Source organism: Hypericibacter terrae (genome assembly GCF_008728855.1).
GTDB lineage: Bacteria > Pseudomonadota > Alphaproteobacteria > Dongiales > Dongiaceae > Hypericibacter > Hypericibacter terrae.
Genome location: NZ_CP042906.1, coordinates 5015623 through 5033413, shown reverse-complemented (window position 1 = coordinate 5033413; position 17791 = coordinate 5015623). Strand labels below are relative to the sequence as shown.

Sequence of the window (17791 nt, the reverse complement as noted above, 5' to 3'; positions counted from 1 at the left end):
GACCAGGAGCGCTGTCACAGGTTCATCCTGAAACAACTTCATCCTGAAACAACCCCTCCCCCTACCCCCTCCCGCAAGGGGAGGGGGCGTGGTTGGCGTAGATCTCGCTCGAAGCTTTGAAGTAGAGCGAAGCGATCATATTAACTTAGGGGGTAGGGGGAGGGGCTTTCGCACACCCTCGCTGGTCCGCGGCGCGCGATTGCGCTACCAAGGCGGCTCCGCATGGACCGCAAGGGAGCATCGCCCGTCATGAACAATCCCGTGGATCTCGACGGTCCGGTCGTCGCGCCGGTTTCCGGTGGCGCGCCGCGACAGCTCGTGGTGCTGCTGCATGGTTATGGCGCCGACGGCAACGACCTGATCGATCTGGCGCCGCATTGGGCGCGGCAGCTGCCGGACGCGGCCTTCGTGTCGCCCCATGCGCCGTTCCCTTGCGAGGCGTCGCCCTATGGGCGGCAATGGTTCGGGTTCGAAGGCCGCGACCAGGCCGAGATCTATGCGGGCGTGCAGGAAGCGGCCGGCATCCTCGATCGTTTCCTCGATGTGGCCCTGGCCCATTTTTCCGTGGCGGCGGACCGGATGGCGCTGGTCGGATTCTCGCAAGGCACGATGATGGCGCTGCATGTGGCGCCGCGGCGCGAGACGGCGATCGGCGGCATCGTCGGTTATTCCGGCCGCCTGATCGGGCCGGAGCAGCTCGGCCGCGAAATCCGGTCGCGGCCCCCGGTGCTGCTGATCCATGGCGACGGCGATCCGGTGGTGCCCTTCGCCTCCATGGCCGCGGCGGCCGCGGCCCTGACCGCGCTCAAGGTCCCGGTCGAGACCGAGCGGCGCCCGGGCCTGCCCCATGCGATCGACCCGGAGGGATTGGCCAGGGGCGGCGCATTCCTCACCCGGGTCCTTTCGGGACAGCCTGCCGCGGCAAAGGCTTAGGTCATCCGGATGACAGCGGGATGACAGGCTGAGGCCCCAAGCCACGCTACATCTTGAGTTTTTTGCGTTGCTCCCTTACATCTTGTGGTAGGCGCCTCCCTGAAGCGCGCCTGATCAAAGGTGGTTCGGTGTTCGCATCGCCTGACAGTTGCCCGGCCCTGGTTCTCAACGCCGACTTCAGGCCGTTGAGTTACTTCCCGTTGTCGCTTTGGCCCTGGCAGGAAACGGTCAAGGCCGTGTTCCTCGACCGCGTCAACATCATCTCCGAATATGAGCAGGTGGTGCGCAGCCCGAGCTTCGAGATGCGGCTGCCGAGCGTCATCTCGCTCAAGGAATTCATCCCTCTCGCGCGCCGGCCCGCCTTCACGCGGTTCAACGTGTTCCTGCGCGACCGTTTCAGCTGCCAATATTGCGGCCAGCATCAGGCGGCCCACGACCTGACCTTCGACCATGTGATCCCGCGCTCGCGCGGCGGCCGCACGACCTGGGACAATGTCGTCGCCGCCTGCCAGCACTGCAATTTGCTGAAAGGGAACCGCCTGCCGAACCAGGCGGACATGTTCCCCGTGACCAGACCCTACCAGCCGACCACCTTCGAGCTGCAGGAAAATGGGCGGGCTTTCCCGCCCAATTATTTGCACCATAGCTGGCGCGACTTCCTCTACTGGGACAGCGAGCTGGAACCGGCCTGAGCGCCGGTTCGCGGGCATGGCGTCTCGGATGGCGGCTTATTAATCTCCGCCGGCTTTGCGGCCGAGTGATCGCAACGCTGGACTCGGGGCGCCGTTCGGGGATGGAGCCGTGCAGCCGATGAAAACGACATTGACGCGCCGCCAGCTTCTGACCGGTGTGGCGCTGGGCAGCGTGGCCCTCGGCCTCGGGGGCCGTGCCGCGCGGGCCTTCACGATCGAGCCGATGACGGCGCCGGTCTCGAAGGCCTATGGGCTGGCCTGTCAGCCGACCGCGGCCCCGGGCATCGATCATCTGCAACTCATCGCCGATACGCGGGCCCTGCTGAAGAGCGAGATCGCCGGCGGCCTCAAGCCGACCGACGCGCAGCAGGTCGTGGTCTGTCCGCTCTGCGGCTGCAGCATCACCGTCACCGCCGACGCCTGAGTTGCGCTCCGTTCGCTTCCGGACTGATGGGCCACGCGCTTTCGGCCCTAATCACCGTGTTCGGATTGCTCCTGAGCGGCGCGATCCTGGATCGGGCCGCCGGCTCTCGCTTTAACGCCGCAGCAGCGACGCGAAATAGACCGCGGCGCTGAGGGCGGTGATGCAGAAACTGACCGGCCAGTCGCTGTAATAGGCGAGCGCGACGCCGCCCCAGGCCTCGGCCAGCGCCAGCAGGGCCGCCAGCGCCACGCCGGTCCTGAGCCGCACCGTCAGCCGCATCGCCGCCGCGGCCGGACCCACCATCAGCGAGAAGACCAGCAGCACGCCCACGATCTGGGTGCTGGCGGCGACGGTGAGGGCCACGATGCCGAGGAAGAGCAGCGACACCAGTTGCAGCGAGACGCCCTTGGCCTCGGCCATGTCGGGCTGCAGGCTGGCGAAGAGCAGCGGCCGCGCGATCGCGGCCAGGGCGGCGAGGCTGATCAGCCCCAGCACCAGCAGATCCCAGAGCGTATCGTGGCTGACGCCCAGCACATTGCCGAACAGCAGGTTCGTCACCTGCGTGGCGAAGGCGGTGTAGTAATGGAGGAACAGGAGCCCCAGGCCCATCGACAACGAGAGCACGATGCCAATGGCGACGTCGCGCCCGCTCAGGCGCTCGCCCAGCATGCCCATGGCAAGCCCGGCGGCGATGGTGAATCCGACCATGCCCCAGAGGGCAGGGATGCCGATCAGGATGGCGCCGGTGGCGCCTGCGAAACCCACATGCGACAGCGCATGGCCGGCGAAGGTCTGGCCGCGCAGCACCAGGAAATAGCCCACGGTCCCCGCCACGAGCGCGACGATGCCGCTCGCGGCGAAGGCGTTGCGCATGAAATCATAGGTGAGCATCGTGCCGATGCTCCGCATGTTCGAGGTCGTGGCCGTTGGCCATGACGAAGATCCGGCTGCCGAGGCGGATCACCTCGATCTCCGATCCGTAGAGCCGCGACAGGACCGGGCCGGTGATGACCTTCTCCACGCTGCCCAGCGCCGCATGGCCCTGGCCCAGATAGAGCACGCGGTCGATCACATCCAGAAGCGGGTTGATCTCATGCGCGCTGAAGAGGACGGTGATGTCGAGCTCGCGCTGCAGCTTGCGCACCAGCTCCAGCACATGCTGCTGGTGATGCGGATCGAGACTGATCAGGGGTTCGTCGAGCAGCAGCAGGCGCGGCCGGCCGAGGAGGCATTGCGCCAGCAGCAGGCGCTGGCGCTCGCCGCCGGAAAGGTCGGCGAGCGCGCGCCGCGCGAGATCGGCGGCTCCCACCGCATCCAAGGCCCAGTCCACTTCGCGCCGCAACTCAGGGCCGCTCCAAGGCAGGCCCCAGCGATGGCCGTCGACGGCGCTCGCGACGAAGTTCCAGCCGCTGAGCCGCAAGCCCGCGACGGCGCGATGCATCTGGGGGAGATAGCCGATGGCGGGATTGCCGCGCCGCGCGGGCTCGCCCAATACGCGGATCGTGCCTTGGGTCGGACGAATCAATCCCAGCAGCGCGCGCATCAGGCTCGTCTTGCCGGCGCCGTTGGGGCCGAGCAAGCCGATGAATTCGCCCTGACCGATCGAGAGGCTGATATCGGCGAGGATCTTGCGTCCGCCGAGCCCGATCGTGACGTGATCGAGATGGATTGCGCTCAAGGGGTTCAGCGCGTCATGAGGCCGGTCCGGACAGCGCCTTATCGAGGCGGGTCAGCTCGTCCATCATCCAGCTCTGATAGGTCATGTTGGCCGGCAGGGTCTCGGTCACGCCGACGATGGGGATGTCGGCCTGCTGCGCCAGCTCCTTCAGCCGCTCGGTCATGTCGTCGGTCACCTGGTTGTTGTAGATCAGCGCCTTGACCTTGCGGTTCTTCAGATCGTCCTGGAAGGCGGCGAGGTCGGAGGCGCTGGGCTCGGTGTCGTTCATGACCGCAAGCTGGAAGCTCTGGTTGCGCATGTCATAGCCGAGCGCGTCGATCATGTAGCCATAGACCGGCTCGGTCGCGGTGACCGCGTCGCCCGCATGTTTCCGCTTCATCTCGGCGATCTTCCGCAGCATCGGATCCAGCGAAGTTTCGAACGCGGCGAGACGCGCTTCGTAGTCGGCCTTGTGCGCGGGATTGCGGCTCGAGAACTCGGCCGCCAGGGCCGCCGCCACCGCCGGCATGGTCTGCGGGTCGTACCAGATATGCGGATTGTCGCCGGAGACGCGATGGACCAGGTTGGCCGCGACGATGATCTTGCGGCGATCGGAGGGGGAGGCGGCCAGCAGCGACTTCATCCAGGGGTCGTAGTCGGCGCCGCTATAGACGACCAGCTCGGCATCGGCGACCTGGCGCGCGGTCGAAGGGCTCGCCTCGAAATCGTGCGGATCCTGGTTCGAATTGTTCAGGATGCTGGCGACCTCGACCTCGGGCCCGCCGATCTGCTGGGCGATGTCGGCATAGAAGTTCTCGGCCGCCACAACCTTGATCGAAGCGCCGCCGAAGCTCGTGGCGGGGAAGAGGGCGAGGACGGCCGCAGCCAGCGCCAGCGCGAATTTTCTCATCGACAGGATCTCCTCGGCCCCCCGTGAATTCCCCGGGCAGCGAGGACGGTAATGTTATATCATAACGTCTGTCAAGTGACGCTGGGGCGCACGTCCGTGCGCTCCAGCGTCACCCCCGCGAAAAGCGGGGGTCCATGGCGATCCAGCGATGTCGGTTGAAGGATGGGTCCCCGCTTTCGCGGGGATGACAGCGGTGGGGTTGGCCGATGCCGCGTGCTAAATCCGCTCCGCCAGCCAGATCGCGAGGCGCGAGCCGGTCTTCACCGCGGCGGTCAGCGCCGGATAGGCGGGCGCGCGCTCGGCTCCCTCCGCCAGGGCGGTGGCGCGATGCTCGAGCTCTTCCTGGCGGAAGCTCTCGATATCCGCCTTGAGCGGTGCTTCCTCCGGCGGCAGCTTGGCGAGCTGCTGGCGATAATGCTCGTCGATCACTTCCTCGACCGCGACGGTGCAGGCCATCGCCGCCTCGCGGCCGAGCATGGCGGTGGCGGCACCCAGCGCGAAGCCCGCCACATGCCAGAGCGGCTGCAACAGCGTGGGACGCGCGCGGCGCTCGACCATGAGCTCGTCGAAGCGCTGCAGATGGCGGCGCTCCTGCTCGGCCATATGCTTCAGCTGCGGGTCGGGCCCCAGCACCGCCATCTGGCCTTCATAGATTCGCTTGGCGCCATATTCGCCGGCCTGGTCGACGCGGATGATGCGATCGAGCAGCGCCTCGGGCTCGAGATCGCCGGGCAGCCGCTGCCGGCGCGGCTCGCTATAGGCGTCGCTCGCTTCCTGGTCGCCGGGCCGATCGGGTTGATCGATGCTCATGGACGAGACTCGCGAAGGCAAAGGTCGCGCCGTTCAGATACGGCGGGCCTGCCAGAGGGAGAAGGCGCCGAGCGCGCCCGAATAGAGGACATTGTAGCCCGCCATCGAGATGCCGAACAGCGACCAGGCGATGTCGTCGCAGCGCACGACGGGGGCCGCGAGGATCGCCGCCTCGAAATCGGCGGCGCTCATGCCGGCCTTGATCTTGGTGGTGCAGGCGGATGTGCCTTCCCACCAATGCTGCTCGACGCCGACATGGAAGATGGCGATGCCCGCGCCGACGAGCGCGGCCGCGCCCGCCAGATAGAGAAACAGCCGCGCCGCGCGCGGTTTGGTCTCGAGGAAGATTCCAGGGATGGCCAGGATGCCCGCCGCCACCAGCGCCCAGCGCTGATCGAGGCAGAGCTCGCAGGGCGAGAGGCCGCCCCAATATTGCGAGGCCAGCGCCACGAGAAGGGGCAGCAGCGCGCCCAGGAGAACGAGCGTGGCGGCACGGGCCGGGGTGAGCGAGCGCAGACTGAGCATCGGCGGCGAGCCTAGCGGGCCCGGTCCCGGCCGCCTAGAGGCAATTGGGCGCAGGATCCTTTGGCGATTCCGCGAGAATGCGCCGAACGCCGCGGCTTTATGACAAGGCGGCGTCGTTCTATCCGCACTTTCACTTTCGAGCTGTGGAAAACATTCTCCCTCAGGCGACGAGACGCTCGAGCTTGTCGAGCGCGCCGCTCCAGCCACCGCTGTGACTGTCGCGCGTGGCAACGTCGACGAACTGGTCGTGGGTCAAGGTCAGGAGCGTGCCGTCGCCGTCGCGCTTGAGCGTGACCGTCACTTGCGACACCTCGTCGGGGGTGGTCTTCCAGGCCCAGCTGAAGACCAGCTTCTCGTCGCGAACCAGCTCGCGATAGACGCCGCTCACGTCATGTTCGACCCCGTCGGGCCCGCGCATGAGGACGCGGAAGCGGCCGCCCACGCGCGGATCGGCCTCGGTGATAAGTGTCTCGAACTCCGCCGGCGACCACCAATCGATCATCATCTTCGGGTCGGTCCAGGCCTGATAGACCCTGGCGGGCGATGCCTTGAGCCGGCGCTTCAGGGTCAGGCTGGCGTTGGCGGGCATGATTTCTCCTCCGGAACGGCGTCAGGGGGCCGTCGTCATGGCCCACGTCCGAAATCGACTCTCGTCAGATGACATAGCGCACGATCAGGAAACCGCCCACGACCGCCAGGAGAAAAGCCGTGGCGACCAGCGTGAGCCGGCGCTCGACGAAATCGCGGATCGGCTCGCCGAAGCGGCGCAGCAGCGCCGCGACGATGAAGAAGCGCAGGCCCCGCGTGACGATCGAGGCCAGCATGAAGATCGGGAAGTCGAAGGCGGCGGCCCCGCTGGCGATCGTCACCAGCTTGTAGGGTATCGGCGTCAGCCCCTTGATCAGGATGATCCACAGGCCCCATTCGTTATAGGCCTGCTTGAAGGCCTCGAACTTGGCCTGATAGCCATAGAGTTGGATCAGCGACTGGCCCAGCGTCTCGAACAGGTAATAGCCGATCGCGTAGCCGAGGGCGCCGCCCAGGACCGAGGCGACCGTGGCCACGAGCGCGATCCGCCAGGCGCGGTCGGGCCGCGCCAGCACCATCGGCACGATCATGGCGTCGGGCGGAATGGGGAAGAACGAGCTCTCGGCGAACGAGACCGCAGCCAGCGCCAGCAGGGCGTTGGGCCGCGAGGCAAGCCCCATGGTCCAGTCATAGAGGCGGCGCAGCATGGGGCGGGGATTCCGGGCCTGAGGAAAGGTGACCGCTCCTGTAGCAGGGGCGCAAATCCCCGGCAAGGCAGGGAAATTCCGCCCGGGGATGGTCACGGGGAGGCGGTGGAGGTTGCCTTGGGGCCCGTCCTGGGTATGATGCGCGCCGTTCGGCAGCGGTGAAGCCCCTCTGGCGGAACTGGTAGACGCACGGGACTCAAAATCCCGCGCCAGCAATGGCATGTCGGTTCGATTCCGACGGGGGGCACCAGCCGGCCAATTTGGCCTCGGAGCCGGCTTCTCCCGATCTCCTTCAGTCCGTCGATCCCAGCCTTTTCAGCGCCTCCGAAACGGCGATGCGGCGATAGGATTCGGTGACGAGGCCATCATGCTTCAGGCTTTCGCGCCGCCGTTCGGCGATCGCGCGTTCTTCCTCGGTGACATCGTTGTCGCGTTCGCGCAGCCAGTCGACATAGGAGGGATCGGTCTCCTTGACGAGCCGCTTCGGCGGCGCGGCGGCAGGACGCGGCGTGGCGGCGTAGACCGGCCGCAGGGCGCGGCCCGGATTATATTCGGTGCGCTTGTCGTTGCCCGCGATCCGGATATCCGGATCCGTAACGCGTCCGGAAGGGTGATAGGCGAAGGCCGAGACGACCCGGTCGAGCGCCGCATCTTCTTCCTTCGGGCGATGCTGGATGTCGCGGGGCGCACGATCCGGAACCGCCAGCCGCGTGATGCCGCGATCGTTGATCGCGTCGAGGATCTCGCGAGGGTCGGTCGACAGCATGACCTCGCGCCGCGCCGGCCAGAAATCGTAAGGCGCATGGGCGCCATGCCCCTTGCCGACATGGAAGGCATAGATCTCCGGATAGATCTTGAGCTCCCGGCGCCGGCTGGGCTTGACGTCGTAGAAGGAGGTGATCGCGATCTGCAGCAGGTGGGTCGCGCCGACGCCGCCCAGAGATTCGTCGATCACGAGGCCGAAGCGATCATGGGGGTTCCAGTCCGGCAGGACTTCGGCGATCGAAGCCGGGCGGCCCTCGATCTCGACCTCGAACATCTCGCTCGCCAGCAGGGTCGCTACATGCATCCGGCAAGCACCTTCACCAGGCGCTGGCCGACATGTAGATCGCGGCGATGCGCTCCACGCCGGTCTTGTCGTCGGCGTCGAAACGCCCCGGCAGCGGGCTGTCGATGTCGAGCACGCCGCGGATGACGCCGTTGCTCGACAAGGGCACCACCAGCTCCGAGCGCGAAGCCGCGTCGCAGGCGATATGGCCGGGGAACTCATGGACGTCTTCCACCAGCACCGACTGCGCCCGCGCGACCGCCGTTCCGCAGACGCCCTTGCCCACGGCGATGCGCACGCAGGCCGGCTTGCCCTGGAAGGGCCCGAGCACGAGCTCGCGGTCGCCCTGCAGGAAATAGAACCCGGCCCAGTTGACATCCGGCATCGCGTCGAACAGCAGGGCGGCCGTATTCGCCGCATTGGCGATCCGGTCGGGCTCTCCCTCGAGCAGCGCCGTCAGCTGCTCGCAGAGATCCCGGTAAAACTCCGGCTTGCTGCTGCGCGCGATCGTCCTGGTCTGCAACATGGCGGCTCTCGTCCTTCGGTTTCCTGCGTTATCCCGATCCTAGGCAGGGTTTGCGCAAGGGTGCAATCGGCCGGCCTTCCTCTCGATCGGCTTTCACGACAGGTGTGCAAATCGACCCTCGCTCAGTCGCAAGATCAAGCGGCTCTGTCAATTTCCTCACGGCGTAGCCGTTGGCCGACGCGGAACCTTACTGGCCCGACGCGTTCGGCTGGTAAGGCGCGATCGCGGGACAGGTCTGAAGCGCGTCGATCTGGAACTGGACCTGGTCGTCCATCGGCGGCCCGATGCCCTGCTCGGAGCTGCCCTCGAGCATCGCCTTGCGCCAGGCCGGCTGCAGATGTTTCGTGCCCACTTTCGCGAGGCATCCGCAATTGGCCTTCACCTGCTCCGGCGTCTGCCCGAGCAGGCCCTGCTTGAGGCATCGTCCCTCGAGGATCTGCTGAATCTGCTGGCTCTGTTGATCGATCGCCGCGTCGTCGGCGCGGGCGCCGACGACGGCGAGACCCGCCAGGCACAATCCGAGCATGACGCCACGCCAGCCGCTGCCGGCGGAAATGTCCGACATCGCGATATCCCGCATGAGAGGCAACCCCTGCCGCAAGACTACTATGACCGGGTCCCCCAGCGGCAGTGATTTCGATGCCGCCGCCGGTCAGGGATGGCCCTCGAGGGCGGCCAGGATCGCGTCGAGGCCGTCGGTCAGGGCGGCGGGCCCCGGCTGCAGGATTATCGAGGATTTGATCTCGTGGATCCGGTTTGCGGCGACCGCGGGGATCGCATCCCAGCCCGGCCGCGCCCGGATCTTCGTCATCGAGACCTTCTTGCCGCACCAGGAGGCGAGGATGATGTCGGGCCTGGCGGCGATGACCGCCTCCGAGGCGACGATGCGGTCCTTGGCGCCCGCCGCCCGCGCGCGATCGGCGAAGATATCGATGCCGCCCGCGATGCCGATCAACTCCGAGACCCAGCCGATGCCCGCGATCATCGGCTCGTCCCATTCCTCGAAATAGACGCGCGGCCGCGAGGAATTGCGCTCGCTTTCGCGTCGGATGGCCGCGAGCCGCTCGCCGAGCCCGTCGGCCAGCCGGCTGGCCTTGTCGCCGGCGCCCACCATCGCGCCCAGCATGCGCATCATGGCGAGGATTTCGGCGACGCTGCGCTGGTTGAAGCCATGGACCGCGATGCCGCGCCGGATGAGTTCGGCCGCGATCTCGGCCTGGAGGTCGGAGAAGGTCAGTACCAGGTCGGGCTTCAGCGCCAGGATCCTGTCGATCCTCGCCGAGGTGAAGGCCGAGACGCGCGGCTTGTCGCGCCTGGCCTCGGGTGGGCGCACGACATAGCCGGAGATGCCGACGATGCGGTCCTGCTCGCCCAGGAGATAGAGCGTCTCTACGGTCTCCTCGGTCAGGCAGACGATGCGTTCAGGCGGGAACATGGTCGTGGGCTTGTCCTTTGGCGGGCCTGAAGCCGATCAGAAGCCCTTTCTCCGGTGCGGGGTGCCTCGAAACGACCCGTAAAACCTCAGACGGCGAGAATCTGCGGAACGATTCGACCGGCCTCACGTTGCCAAGCTGATCACCATTCAAGGAACCAGACCATGGGCCGTTCTCTGTTGCTGTTCTTTCTAGGCGTGCCGATCCCGATCATCATCCTGCTCGCGCTGTTCTGGCATTAGGAGATCCATTCATGGTTTCGACCTCCAATTTGGCCGGACGCGATTCGGCTGTCGTCATTATCGAAGATGACCTTGCTCGTGACGAGCTGACAAGGAGCGCCGTGTCCTGGGGCGCCATCTTCGTGGGTGCGCTCGCGGCGGCCGCGGTCACCGTGATCCTGGTGGTGCTGGGAACCGGGCTCGGGCTGACGATGGTCTCTCCCTGGGCCGGCATGGGTGCCTCCGCTGCCACCGTCGGCGTCTCGGCGCTGATCTGGGTTGTGGTGGTGCAGTGGCTCTCCTCGGGCCTCGGCGGCTTCCTGGCGGGGCGCCTGCGCACCAAGCTCATCCGCCTGCATACGCATGAGGTGTTCTTCCGCGACACCGCCCATGGTTTTGCCGCCTGGTCGCTGGCGACCGTGGCGGGCGCCGTGCTGTTCGCGCTCGCGACCGCGCATGGCGTCGGCGGTGCCGCTCGCGGCGCCGCCGATGCGGCCGCTATCGCGTCCGCGTCCGCGCCGCCCGCTGCCGGTATGCGAGGCCCCGGCGGGCCGCAGGATTATTTCGTCGATCTGCTGCTGCGCACCACCAATCCGGTCGTCGAGGTCAGCAAGCTCGATACGCGCGCCGAGACCAAGCGGATCCTCGAGCGCAGCACCCAGGACGGGACCATCACGCTGGCGCCCGAGGACCGGACCTATATCGCGCAGATGGTCGCGGCCCGCACCGCCAGCACGCAGGCGGATGCCGAGACCCGCGTCGATCAGATCGTGACGCAGCTGAACGAGGCCGAGCAGAAGGCACGGGCCGCCGCCGACGAAGCGCGCAAGCGCGCGGCTCAGCTCGCGATCGTGACGGCGCTTTCGATGGTGATCGGCGCCTTCATCGCCGCCGCCGCTGCGGCGCTCGGCGGACGGGCTCGCGACGATCAGGAAATCTTCTTTCGCCGCTGATTTTCTTCGATCCCCATGAGCTTGCGGAACTCGCCCCTTAGCTCGGGGCGAGTTCTCGCATGACCATGCGCTTGTAGTCCTGCACCAGCCGGTCGCCTTCGCGGCGGTCGACGGAGATGGCGAGGCGCATGGTCGCCTCGCCGAGCTGCATGATCAGGAAGGCCTTCGAGGCGAGCCGCTCGCGATCGGCGTCGGGATCGAGCCGCGCCAAGGTCGCCGCCAGGACCGCGCCATTGGCGCGGCTGTCCGCGAGCTCGATGTCGCGCAGTCCCTTGTCGGCCTGAGTTCCCGACCAGATGTCGCGCATCACCGGCTCGGCGAGGAAGATCGCGTAGTAGGTGTCGATCAGCGCGCCGAAGGCGGTGCGGAAGCTGGCGATATCGCGGACCTCCGCCAGCGCCGCCTCGATGCAGGCACGACCTTGCGCGTTATAGCGTTCGGCCAGCGTCCGGATGATGGCGGCCTTGTCCGGGAAATATTGATAAAGCGAGCCGATGGAGATGCCGGCCTTTTCGGCCAGCTCGCCCATGCGCATGGCGTCGCTACCCTGCGCCGCGATGAGCGCGGTCGCGGCGGCGAGGATCCGCTCCAGCCGTTCGCGACTGCGCTGCTGCGTGGGCGCGCGGCGGAGGGGGGTGGGTCCTGCGACGGGAACGGCAGACGACATGCGGATCTTTCGATCCCCTTCATTAGTCATCCCGGCCCGACGCGGGGGGCCGGGGTGACGACCGAGTGCGGGTTATGGGAACGCGTAAGGCCGGCCCCCTTGACTCCCAGAATATGAGGAGTTATCACATTTGTAAATGTGAGGATTCCTCATATCCGGAGATACCGATGACCGACCGGCTGATCACGGGCCTGATCTTCCTCTCGGCGATCGGGTCCGGCCTCGTCGCCGGCACCTTCTTCGCCTTCTCGACCTTCGTCATGACGGCGCTGGCAAGGCTGCCGGCGGCGCAGGGGATCGCCGCGATGCAGTCGATCAATGTCGCCGTGATCAATCCCCTCTTCATGGGCACGATGTTCGGCACGGCCCTCGCCGGCCTGGCGCTCGGGGTGGCCGCGATCGCGGGCTGGGGCGAGCCGCGGGCGGTCTATCTGCTGGGCGGCGGGCTCTTCTATCTGGTCGGCACGGTGCTGGTGACGATGGTCTTCAACGTGCCGCGCAACGATGCGCTGGCCGGCCTCGATCCGAACGGCGGCGAGGCCGCGTCGCTCTGGCTGCGCTATGTCGCCGAATGGACGAATTGGAACCATGTCCGCACCGTGGCGGCGCTTGCGGCCTTCGCGGCTTTCGTCCTGGCCCTGCGGTTGCCCGCGGCCGATTAGCAAGATTCGGCAAGTCCGGACAAGGCGCCGGCGCTAGACTGACGGCCATCATGACAAGGCAGAGCTATATCCTGTTCGACACGGCCATCGGCCGCTGCGCCATCGCCTGGAGCGCGCAGGGCGTGGTGGCGTTGCAGCTGCCCGAAGCGAACGATGCCGCCACCCGCGCCCGGCTCCGCCGTCGCCATCCCGGTCTCGAGGAAGCAGCGGCAGCCCCGCCCGAGATCCTTCAGGCGATCGCGGCGATCGTGGCGCTGCTCGAGGGTGAGAAGAACGACCTCGCCGGGATCGCGCTCGACATGAGGGCCGTGCCGGATTTCAACCGCCAGGTCTACGAGGTCGCGCGCCGGATTCCGCCCGGCCGGACCCGCAGCTATGGCGAGATCGCGACCGAGCTCGGCGACCGCTTGCTGGCGCGCGATGTCGGGCAGGCGCTCGGCCAGAATCCCTTTGCCATTATCGTGCCCTGCCATCGGGTGATGGGCGCCAACGGCAAGGTCGGCGGTTTCTCCGCCAATGGCGGGGTCGAGACCAAGCTGCGCATGCTCACCATCGAAGGCGCGCAACTGGGCAGCACGCCCACCCTCTTCGACAGCCTACCGGCGATGGCGCGGCCCGTGCGGCGGCGCTAGAATTCCTTCGCCATGCTGATCAAAACCCTGTTCCAGGGCCCCACGATCGCGGCCACCGACTATCGCTGCACGGCGGGGCCGGGCGATCGGCCTTTCGCCGAATGCCATGGCGGCTACAGCATCGCTTACTTGCGCAAAGGCAGCTTCGGCTATCGCGCGCGCGGCCGCTCGCATGAGCTGGTCGCGGGCTCGATCCTGGTCGGCAAGCCCGGCGTGGAATATGTCTGCACCCATGACCATGTGCATGGCGACGAATGCCTCGCCTTCGGTCTGGCGCCGGCGCTGGTCGAGGCGATGGCGCCCGCCCATGCCGAGCTCTGGCATGTCGGGGCCGTGCCGCCGCTCCCCGAGCTGATGCTGCTGGGCGAGCTGGCGCAGGCGACCGCCGAGGGCCGCAGCGATCTGGGCCTCGCCGAAGCGGGCATGGCGCTGGCGGGTCGGCTGGCCGCGATCGTCTCCGGGCAAAGTCCTGCGACCCCGCAGGCCAACGCTCGCGACCGTCGTCGCGCGGTGGAGGCGGCGCTCTGGATCGAGGCCCATGCGCACGAGGCCATCGACCTCGACGATGCGGCGGCCGAAGCAGGCTTGAGCGCGTTCCATTTCCTGCGGCTGTTCCGCCGCGTGCTCGGCGTGACGCCGCATCAATATCTGGTCCGGTCGCGACTGCGCCGCGCCGCCAGGCTGCTGGTGGACGACACGCGCTCGATCACCGAGATCGCCTATGAGGTCGGGTTCGCCGACCTTTCGAACTTCGTGCGCAGCTTCCATCGCGCGGCCGGCGTCTCGCCGCGCCGGTTCCGGAAGGCGGCAAAGGGCGATCGCAAGTTTCTCCAAGAACGCATGACGGCGGGCCTTCTAGGATGATCCATCCATCGATGGAGGACATCATGTATGACCATGTCGGCTTGAAGGTGAAGGACGTCGCAGCCAGCGTCCGTTTCTACAAGGCGGCGCTGACGCCGCTGGGATACGGACTCGTCTCGCAAGATGAGTCGGGTGCCGGCTTCGGGCCGCCCAAGGCGCCCGCCTTGTGGCTGCAGCGGGCCGACGGCGCAAAGAGCGGCGGCACGCATGTCGCCTTTACGGCAGCCGATCACGCGGCGGTCGATCGCTTCTACAAGGAAGGGATGAAGGCCGGCGGAAGCGACAATGGCAAGCCGGGGCCGCGTCCCGACTACAGCCCGACCTATTACGCGGCCTTCCTGATCGACCCCGACGGCAACAATATCGAGGCGGTCTGTCTCAAATAGCGGGGCTACGAGCCGGCGCTCGTCCGCTTCTCGCGCTTGAGGGTTTGGATCGCCTGCTCCAGCGCCTCCAGGAAGCGCGAGCGGTCCTTCTTGGCGAAGCTCGGACCGCCGCCGCGGATCTCGCCGCTGTCGCGCAGGAATTCGTTGAGGTCGCGCATCGCCAGCGCCATGCCGATGCCGCTCTCGGTGAAGGGCTTGCCGGTGGGCCCCAGCACCCGTGCGCCGCGCTCGAGGCAGCGGGCCGCGAGCCTGATGTCGGCAGTGATAGCGATGTCGCCAGCGCCGACATGTTCGACGATCCAGTTGTCGGCGGCGTCGAAGCCGTCGGTCACCACCACGCGATTGACGGATTGCGATCCGCCAAGCCGCATCCATGTGTTGCCCACCATATGGACCGGGAGCCCGTGGCGCTCGGCCACGAGGATCACCTCGTCCTTCACCGGACAGGCATCGGCGTCGACGAAGATCTCGAGCATCGGCGTCAGGTGAACCGGATCGAGAGGCCGCCCAGGCTCCCCAGGTCGGCCAGGATATGATCGCCGGGCTCGAGCTCCATCGGCTTGACGCAGGTGCCGGTGATCACGGTCTGGCCGCGCGAGAGCGTCAGGCCGAGCCCGCGCAGCTCGTTCGCGAGCCAGGCGAGCGCGATGCGCGGGTCGCCCAGCACGTTCGCGCCGCTGCCCTCGCGCTCGAACTTGCCCTCGTTCCGGCCCCGGCCCTTGTGCGCGGCGAGGTCGAGCCGGCGCCAGTCGGTCTTCGCGGGCGCCCCCACCACGACGAGGTGAGCGCAGGCATTGTCGGCGATGAGATGGGGCGCGCCGACGGTGACGAAATCGTCATAGCGCGAATCCGGGATCTCGATCGCGGGGTGGAGCGTGTCGACCGCGGCCAGGACCTCGTCGGTGGAATAGGGCGCCGGGCGAGGCACGAGGTCCCGGCCCATGCGGAAGGCGAACTCGACCTCGGCCACGCGCATGTGATTGGCGCCCAGCGGCGTGGAACCGCCGTCCGGCAGCACGCGCTCGGCCAGGAGCCGGCCTGCCATGGGCCCGTCGACGCCGATATGGGCCTGGCCTGCTTTGCTGGTGGCCGCGATCTTCCAGCCGAAGACGGGCTTGACGCTGTGGCGCTCGATCCGGGCCTGGATCGCATAGCCCTCGGCGCGGGTCCGAGGCTGGAGCGCCTCCGGCAAGCGGGCCATGCGGCGGCCCTGCTGCCAATGCTCGACCAGCAGGGTCGAGGCCTGGTCGATCTGTTTGTCGGTCAGCATCGGCGGTGATCCTTCGGGGGAGCGGGAGCGTCGTCTCCAGTAGCAAATTCCAGGCGCCCTCGACAGGGCGCGAGATCGTCGTCGATTCGATGATAAGCGGCGCTCTGACGGCAATCGAGTCTGTGCCCGGGTAGAGAATGGTGGCTTCTCAGGGGATCCCGCTCCCTTCTGCCGCGTTTCTCGGCGGCGATGGCGGATCCGCCTCCCACGAATGGACGATCGCATGTCGGGTAGCCTTACGATTCTGCATCTGGCCGGCAACGTGGCCCTGCTCCTTTGGGGCCTGCATATGGTGCATTCCGGGATCCTGCGGGCGCTGGGCTCCGACCTGCGCCGCTGGCTCAATGCCGGGCTCGCCAACCGCGGGAAGGCGCTCCTGGCCGGCATCGGCGTGACCGCCCTGCTGCAGAGCAGCACCGCCACCGGTCTGATGACCGCGTCCTTCCTCGCCAGTGGCGTGGTCGATCTGGTGCCGGCGCTGGCGGTCATGCTGGGCGCCAATATCGGCACCACGCTGATCGTCCAGCTGCTGACCTTCGACGTCTCGGCCGTCGCGCCGATCCTGATCCTGGCGGGGGTGATCGCCTTCAAGCAAAGCGGCAAGACGCGGGTGCGCGATCTCGGCCGCGTCGCCATCGGCCTCGGCCTCGTTCTCCTCGCGCTGCATCTCATCCTGGCTACCGTCCAGCCGGTCGAGCAGGCGGGGCTGGTGCGCGACCTCTTCGCCGTGCTCTCCGGCCATCCGCTGCTGTCGATCCTGCTGGCGGCGCTCATGACCTGGGCCGCCTATTCGAGCGTGGCGGTGGTGCTGCTCGCCATGTCCCTGGCGGCGGCACAGATCGTGACGCCGGACGTGGCGCTGGCGCTGGTGCTGGGCGCCAATCTCGGCAATGTCATTCCGCAATTCCTGGGCGCCGGCAAAAGCAACCCGGCGCGTCGCCTGGCCCTGGGCAACCTGATCGTGCGCGGTGCCGGCTGCCTGCTCGTGCTGCCCTTGCTGCCGCGGATCGGGACCCTGCTCGCCACGGTCGAGCCCGAGCCGGCGCGCCTCGCGGCCAATTTCCACCTGCTGTTCAATCTGGCGCTGGCGATCCTGTTCATCGGCCTGCTGGGCCCGCTCGCGCGGCTCTGCCGCCGCCTGCTGCCGGCGGCCCCGGTCAGCGATCCCGGCGCCCCGCGCTATATCGACGAGGCGGCGCTGGCCACGCCGGCCATCGCACTGGCCGAGGCCTCGCGCGAGACCCTGCGCATGGCCGATATCCTGGAGGCGATGCTGCGCGCGCTGGCCGAGGCGCTGCGCCACGACGATCGCAAGCGGGCCGCCGAGATCGGCGAGCTCGACGATCAGCTCGACCGGCTGCACAAGGCGATCAAGCTCTATCTGACGCGGATCGGCCGCGAGGAGGGCCTCGACGAGACCGATGCCCGGCGCTGCTCGGACATCCTGACCTTCGCCATCAATCTCGAGCATGCCGGCGACATCCTCGACAAGAGCCTGCGCGAGATCGCCGCCAAGAAGATCAAATACCGCCTGAGCTTCTCGGCCGAGGGCGCGCTCGAGATCGAGGCCATGCAGGACCGGCTGATGGCGGTGCTGGGGCTGGCGATCAGCGTCTTCATGACCGGCGACCCCCGCGAGGCGCGCCGGCTCCTGAACGAGAAGGTCGCCATCCGCGAGCTGGAGCAGGCGGCCACGGACAGCCATCTGCAGCGCCTGCGCGCCGGCCGGCCCGAGAGCCTCGAGACCAGCGCACTCCATCTCGACATCCTGCGCGATCTCAAGCGCCTTGCGGCGCATCTGGCGTCGGTCGCCTATCCGATCCTCGACCAGGGCGGCGCCCTGAGGCCGAGCCGCATGATGGATGAAGGGGAGGCGGCAAAGAGCCTGCGGGCGGAAGCTCCGCTGCCGGCCCCTCCGGCATCCTCGTCGACCTAGGCCGGTC

Annotated in this window: 23 protein-coding genes and 1 tRNA gene; 10 read left to right on the top strand and 14 right to left on the bottom strand. The window is 67.6% G+C overall.

Annotated features, from left to right (window positions below; all coding sequences use genetic code 11):
• Nucleotides 1-249: 249 nt before the first annotated feature.
• From FRZ44_RS23005 to FRZ44_RS22995, 3 genes are all read left to right on the top strand, one after another.
• A complete protein-coding gene (locus tag FRZ44_RS23005) occupies nucleotides 250-933 on the top strand; it encodes an alpha/beta hydrolase (protein WP_151179377.1) in 684 nt (227 codons plus the stop codon).
• A gap of 128 nt (nucleotides 934-1061) precedes the next feature.
• Nucleotides 1062-1625: an HNH endonuclease gene (locus FRZ44_RS23000; protein WP_151179376.1), complete on the top strand. Its 564-nt coding sequence runs from the start codon at nucleotides 1062-1064 to the stop codon at nucleotides 1623-1625.
• A gap of 118 nt (nucleotides 1626-1743) precedes the next feature.
• Nucleotides 1744-2049, top strand: a complete 306-nt coding sequence (locus FRZ44_RS22995; RefSeq protein ID WP_151179375.1) for a twin-arginine translocation signal domain-containing protein — start codon at nucleotides 1744-1746, stop codon at nucleotides 2047-2049.
• 111 nt (nucleotides 2050-2160) lie between these two features.
• Here FRZ44_RS22995 and FRZ44_RS22990 read toward each other — a convergent pair whose 3' ends face one another.
• The 7 genes from FRZ44_RS22990 to FRZ44_RS22960 form a co-directional block, all read right to left on the bottom strand.
• A complete protein-coding gene (locus tag FRZ44_RS22990; protein WP_151179374.1) occupies nucleotides 2161-2940 on the bottom strand; it encodes a metal ABC transporter permease in 780 nt (259 codons plus the stop codon).
• Nucleotides 2927-3727: a metal ABC transporter ATP-binding protein gene (locus FRZ44_RS22985; protein ID WP_151179373.1), complete on the bottom strand. Its 801-nt coding sequence runs from the start codon at nucleotides 3725-3727 to the stop codon at nucleotides 2927-2929. The genes FRZ44_RS22990 and FRZ44_RS22985 overlap by 14 nt, the downstream gene beginning before the upstream one ends.
• 13 nt (nucleotides 3728-3740) lie before the next feature.
• A complete protein-coding gene (locus tag FRZ44_RS22980; protein ID WP_151179372.1) occupies nucleotides 3741-4616 on the bottom strand; it encodes a metal ABC transporter solute-binding protein, Zn/Mn family in 876 nt (291 codons plus the stop codon).
• Nucleotides 4617-4832: 216 nt separating this feature from the next.
• Nucleotides 4833-5426 (bottom strand): demethoxyubiquinone hydroxylase family protein, encoded by a 594-nt coding sequence (locus FRZ44_RS22975; RefSeq protein WP_151179371.1) that lies wholly within the window; start codon nucleotides 5424-5426, stop codon nucleotides 4833-4835.
• A gap of 33 nt (nucleotides 5427-5459) precedes the next feature.
• A complete protein-coding gene (locus tag FRZ44_RS22970) occupies nucleotides 5460-5951 on the bottom strand; it encodes a disulfide bond formation protein B (protein WP_225308408.1) in 492 nt (163 codons plus the stop codon).
• Nucleotides 5952-6111: 160 nt separating this feature from the next.
• Nucleotides 6112-6540 (bottom strand): SRPBCC family protein, encoded by a 429-nt coding sequence (locus tag FRZ44_RS22965; RefSeq protein ID WP_151179370.1) that lies wholly within the window; start codon nucleotides 6538-6540, stop codon nucleotides 6112-6114.
• Between the two features lie 64 nt (nucleotides 6541-6604).
• Nucleotides 6605-7186, bottom strand: coding sequence for a YqaA family protein (locus FRZ44_RS22960; protein ID WP_151179369.1), 582 nt, complete (start codon nucleotides 7184-7186; stop codon nucleotides 6605-6607).
• A gap of 163 nt (nucleotides 7187-7349) precedes the next feature.
• On the opposite strand from FRZ44_RS22960, the gene FRZ44_RS22955 reads away from it, so the two are divergent.
• Nucleotides 7350-7436, top strand: a tRNA-Leu gene (locus FRZ44_RS22955).
• A gap of 42 nt (nucleotides 7437-7478) precedes the next feature.
• On the opposite strand, the gene FRZ44_RS22950 is transcribed toward FRZ44_RS22955, so the two are convergent.
• From FRZ44_RS22950 to FRZ44_RS22935, 4 genes are all read right to left on the bottom strand, one after another.
• Nucleotides 7479-8255 (bottom strand): hypothetical protein, encoded by a 777-nt coding sequence (locus FRZ44_RS22950; protein WP_151179368.1) that lies wholly within the window; start codon nucleotides 8253-8255, stop codon nucleotides 7479-7481.
• A 13-nt stretch (nucleotides 8256-8268) separates the two neighbouring features.
• Complete coding sequence (locus FRZ44_RS22945) at nucleotides 8269-8760, bottom strand: GAF domain-containing protein (RefSeq protein WP_151179367.1); 492 nt, start codon at nucleotides 8758-8760, stop codon at nucleotides 8269-8271.
• A 187-nt stretch (nucleotides 8761-8947) separates the two neighbouring features.
• Nucleotides 8948-9325 (bottom strand): hypothetical protein, encoded by a 378-nt coding sequence (locus tag FRZ44_RS22940; RefSeq protein ID WP_151179366.1) that lies wholly within the window; start codon nucleotides 9323-9325, stop codon nucleotides 8948-8950.
• 87 nt (nucleotides 9326-9412) lie between these two features.
• Entirely contained in the window at nucleotides 9413-10195 is a 783-nt protein-coding gene (locus tag FRZ44_RS22935; protein ID WP_151179365.1) for a cobalamin-binding protein, read from the bottom strand.
• 341 nt (nucleotides 10196-10536) lie between these two features.
• Between FRZ44_RS22935 and FRZ44_RS22925 the strand changes: the two genes are divergently transcribed.
• A complete protein-coding gene (locus FRZ44_RS22925) occupies nucleotides 10537-11367 on the top strand; it encodes a hypothetical protein (RefSeq protein WP_225308407.1) in 831 nt (276 codons plus the stop codon).
• Between the two features lie 37 nt (nucleotides 11368-11404).
• On the opposite strand, the gene FRZ44_RS22920 is transcribed toward FRZ44_RS22925, so the two are convergent.
• On the bottom strand, nucleotides 11405-12034 hold the full coding sequence (locus tag FRZ44_RS22920; RefSeq protein WP_225308406.1) for a TetR/AcrR family transcriptional regulator: 630 nt from the start codon (nucleotides 12032-12034) through the stop codon (nucleotides 11405-11407).
• A 167-nt stretch (nucleotides 12035-12201) separates the two neighbouring features.
• Between FRZ44_RS22920 and FRZ44_RS22915 the strand changes: the two genes are divergently transcribed.
• Genes FRZ44_RS22915 through FRZ44_RS22900 form a run of 4 tightly spaced genes read left to right on the top strand, consistent with a single transcriptional unit; the run spans nucleotide 12202 to nucleotide 14578 of the window.
• Nucleotides 12202-12696 carry an anthrone oxygenase family protein gene (locus FRZ44_RS22915; RefSeq protein WP_151179362.1) on the top strand — a complete coding sequence of 165 codons (495 nt, stop codon included), beginning with the start codon at nucleotides 12202-12204 and terminating at the stop codon, nucleotides 12694-12696.
• A gap of 50 nt (nucleotides 12697-12746) precedes the next feature.
• Nucleotides 12747-13328 carry a methylated-DNA--[protein]-cysteine S-methyltransferase gene (locus FRZ44_RS22910; RefSeq protein ID WP_151179361.1) on the top strand — a complete coding sequence of 194 codons (582 nt, stop codon included), beginning with the start codon at nucleotides 12747-12749 and terminating at the stop codon, nucleotides 13326-13328.
• A 12-nt stretch (nucleotides 13329-13340) separates the two neighbouring features.
• On the top strand, nucleotides 13341-14192 hold the full coding sequence (locus tag FRZ44_RS22905; protein WP_151179360.1) for a helix-turn-helix domain-containing protein: 852 nt from the start codon (nucleotides 13341-13343) through the stop codon (nucleotides 14190-14192).
• Nucleotides 14189-14578 (top strand): VOC family protein, encoded by a 390-nt coding sequence (locus FRZ44_RS22900; protein ID WP_225308405.1) that lies wholly within the window; start codon nucleotides 14189-14191, stop codon nucleotides 14576-14578. Before FRZ44_RS22905 ends, FRZ44_RS22900 begins: the two co-directional genes overlap by 4 nt.
• Nucleotides 14579-14583: 5 nt before the next feature.
• On the opposite strand, the gene FRZ44_RS22895 is transcribed toward FRZ44_RS22900, so the two are convergent.
• Entirely contained in the window at nucleotides 14584-15054 is a 471-nt protein-coding gene (locus FRZ44_RS22895) for a YaiI/YqxD family protein (protein ID WP_151179359.1), read from the bottom strand.
• Between the two features lie 5 nt (nucleotides 15055-15059).
• Complete coding sequence (locus FRZ44_RS22890) at nucleotides 15060-15848, bottom strand: 2-keto-4-pentenoate hydratase (protein WP_151179358.1); 789 nt, start codon at nucleotides 15846-15848, stop codon at nucleotides 15060-15062.
• Nucleotides 15849-16071: 223 nt separating this feature from the next.
• Between FRZ44_RS22890 and FRZ44_RS22885 the strand changes: the two genes are divergently transcribed.
• A complete protein-coding gene (locus FRZ44_RS22885; RefSeq protein ID WP_151179357.1) occupies nucleotides 16072-17784 on the top strand; it encodes a Na/Pi cotransporter family protein in 1713 nt (570 codons plus the stop codon).
• The last annotated feature ends 7 nt before the right edge of the window (nucleotides 17785-17791 follow it).

Excerpts from the sequence above, each read along its gene's own strand:
- FRZ44_RS23005 (WP_151179377.1), top strand. The coding sequence starts at position 250 with ATGAACAATCCCGTGGATCTCGACGGTCCGGTCGTCGCGCCGGTTTCC.
- FRZ44_RS22940 (WP_151179366.1), bottom strand. The coding sequence starts at position 9,325 with ATGTCGGACATTTCCGCCGGCAGCGGCTGGCGTGGCGTCATGCTCGGA.
- FRZ44_RS22885 (WP_151179357.1), top strand. The coding sequence starts at position 16,072 with ATGTCGGGTAGCCTTACGATTCTGCATCTGGCCGGCAACGTGGCCCTG.
- FRZ44_RS22910 (WP_151179361.1), top strand. The coding sequence starts at position 12,747 with ATGACAAGGCAGAGCTATATCCTGTTCGACACGGCCATCGGCCGCTGC.
- FRZ44_RS22990 (WP_151179374.1), bottom strand. The coding sequence starts at position 2,940 with ATGCTCACCTATGATTTCATGCGCAACGCCTTCGCCGCGAGCGGCATC.
- FRZ44_RS22905 (WP_151179360.1), top strand. The coding sequence starts at position 13,341 with ATGCTGATCAAAACCCTGTTCCAGGGCCCCACGATCGCGGCCACCGAC.
- FRZ44_RS22935 (WP_151179365.1), bottom strand. The coding sequence starts at position 10,195 with ATGTTCCCGCCTGAACGCATCGTCTGCCTGACCGAGGAGACCGTAGAG.
- FRZ44_RS22965 (WP_151179370.1), bottom strand. The coding sequence starts at position 6,540 with ATGCCCGCCAACGCCAGCCTGACCCTGAAGCGCCGGCTCAAGGCATCG.
- FRZ44_RS22975 (WP_151179371.1), bottom strand. The coding sequence starts at position 5,426 with ATGAGCATCGATCAACCCGATCGGCCCGGCGACCAGGAAGCGAGCGAC.
- FRZ44_RS22945 (WP_151179367.1), bottom strand. The coding sequence starts at position 8,760 with ATGTTGCAGACCAGGACGATCGCGCGCAGCAGCAAGCCGGAGTTTTAC.
- FRZ44_RS22970 (WP_225308408.1), bottom strand. The coding sequence starts at position 5,951 with ATGCTCAGTCTGCGCTCGCTCACCCCGGCCCGTGCCGCCACGCTCGTT.
- FRZ44_RS22960 (WP_151179369.1), bottom strand. The coding sequence starts at position 7,186 with ATGCTGCGCCGCCTCTATGACTGGACCATGGGGCTTGCCTCGCGGCCC.
- FRZ44_RS22995 (WP_151179375.1), top strand. The coding sequence starts at position 1,744 with ATGAAAACGACATTGACGCGCCGCCAGCTTCTGACCGGTGTGGCGCTG.
- FRZ44_RS22890 (WP_151179358.1), bottom strand. The coding sequence starts at position 15,848 with ATGCTGACCGACAAACAGATCGACCAGGCCTCGACCCTGCTGGTCGAG.
- FRZ44_RS22920 (WP_225308406.1), bottom strand. The coding sequence starts at position 12,034 with ATGTCGTCTGCCGTTCCCGTCGCAGGACCCACCCCCCTCCGCCGCGCG.
- FRZ44_RS22950 (WP_151179368.1), bottom strand. The coding sequence starts at position 8,255 with ATGCATGTAGCGACCCTGCTGGCGAGCGAGATGTTCGAGGTCGAGATC.
- FRZ44_RS22915 (WP_151179362.1), top strand. The coding sequence starts at position 12,202 with ATGACCGACCGGCTGATCACGGGCCTGATCTTCCTCTCGGCGATCGGG.
- FRZ44_RS22980 (WP_151179372.1), bottom strand. The coding sequence starts at position 4,616 with ATGAGAAAATTCGCGCTGGCGCTGGCTGCGGCCGTCCTCGCCCTCTTC.
- FRZ44_RS22900 (WP_225308405.1), top strand. The coding sequence starts at position 14,189 with ATGATCCATCCATCGATGGAGGACATCATGTATGACCATGTCGGCTTG.
- FRZ44_RS22895 (WP_151179359.1), bottom strand. The coding sequence starts at position 15,054 with ATGCTCGAGATCTTCGTCGACGCCGATGCCTGTCCGGTGAAGGACGAG.